Raw genomic sequence first — 1,459 nt, forward strand, 5'->3', positions numbered from 1 at the left:
ATCAGCGCGCGGCGAGCCACGCGTCGACGCGCGCGAGACCCGCGCGCAGCGCATCGGTCAGCGCTGCGCTGCCGGCCATCGAACCCCACAGCGCGCGGCTCGCGGCGAGCGCGGCGACCGGATCGGCGGTGCCGACGATCGCGCGCGCGGCGCCGTCGTCCATCACACCGTCCTGATAGGCGTACGGCAGCGCGCCGCGCGCCCAGCGTTCGAGAAAGCGCAGGAACAGCGCGGGCAGCACGGCCGTTGCGACCGGCGTTGCGCCGCGCGCGAACGATTCGGCGAGCGTGGGCGCGATGAAGCCGGGAATCTTCGAGAAGCCGTCTGCCGCGACGCGCTGGTTCGTGTCCAGCACGTACGGGTTGCCGAAGCGCTCGAGCACGACGTCGCGGTAGCGCGCGAGATCGAGCGGGCTCGGCGTGAGGCACGGGATCACGTCCTGCGTCACGTAGTCGTGCGCGAAGCGGCGGATCGACGCGTCGTGCGTGCCTTCGTGGATGTACGTGTGGCCTGCGAGCGTGCCGGCCCACGCGATGCAGCTGTGCGTCGCGTTGAGAATGCGGATCTTCGCTTCCTCGTACGGATGCACGTCGTCGACGAGTTCGGCGCCCGCCAGCTCCCAGCGCGGCCGGCCGGCCGCGAAGCGGTCCTCGATGACCCACTGGATGAACGATTCGCCCATCACCGGGCATGCGTCGTCGATGCCGGTGGCCGCGCGCACGCGTTCGCGCACGTCGGCGGTCGGACGCGGCGTGATGCGATCGACCATCGCGCTCGGGCATGCGACGTTCGTATCGAACCACGCGAGCACGTCGGTCTGCCCGCGGCGTTCGAGAAACTCGCGCATGCCCGCGCGAAAGCGCGCGCCGTTGCTGCGCAGGTTGTCGCAGCTCTGCAGCGTGAGGGCACCCGCGCCGCGCCGCATGCGTTCGGCCAGCAGCGCGGCGAGCGCGCCGTAGAGCGTCGTGCGCGCGCCCTGCAGGTCGGCCGCGAGATCGGCGTTCGCGACGTCGAGCCGGTTGTGTTCGTCGAGGTAGTAGCCGCCTTCGGTGACGGTGAACGACACGATCCGGCAGGCCGGATCGGCGCCGGCGTCGATCAGCGCGGCGAGATCGATCGACCACGGCAGCACGCGCGCGATCGTGCGGATCGTCTCGTATTCGCGCTCGCCTTGCGGCGTGACGGTCTCGAGCGTGTAGACGCCGTGCTGCGCGGCGAGTGCGTCCATCGTGGCGCGCATGTCGTCGCGGATGTTGCCGACGACGAGCGACCAGCGCTGGTCGGCCGGCACGGCTTCGTTGACGCGATGCAGATACCACGCCTGATGTGCGCGGTGAAACGAGCCCGCGCCGATGTGCAGCAGCACGGGCGTGCGGGCGGAGGGCGATTCGGTCATCCGGTGTCTCCTGTCGGCCCCGGTTAGCGCTTCAGCGCTTACCGGGGCCCCATGCTTCGCGGT

At 70.9% G+C, this 1,459-nt stretch carries 1 protein-coding gene; it reads right to left on the minus strand.

The window, feature by feature from the left end:
• Position 1: 1 nt before the first annotated feature.
• Entirely contained in the window at positions 2-1,396 is a 1,395-nt protein-coding gene (gene dalD / locus HMPREF3115_RS17555; RefSeq protein WP_070555394.1) for a D-arabinitol 4-dehydrogenase, read from the minus strand.
• Positions 1,397-1,459: the final 63 nt, after the last annotated feature.

Origin of the sequence: Burkholderia sp. HMSC10F09, from assembly GCF_001806955.1 — a bacterium.
Lineage (GTDB): Bacteria > Pseudomonadota > Gammaproteobacteria > Burkholderiales > Burkholderiaceae > Burkholderia > Burkholderia multivorans.

What these genes read in the sequence shown, in the direction of transcription:
- dalD (WP_070555394.1), bottom strand. Translation starts at nt 1,396, where the DNA reads ATGACCGAATCGCCCTCCGCCCGCACGCCCGTGCTGCTGCACATCGGC.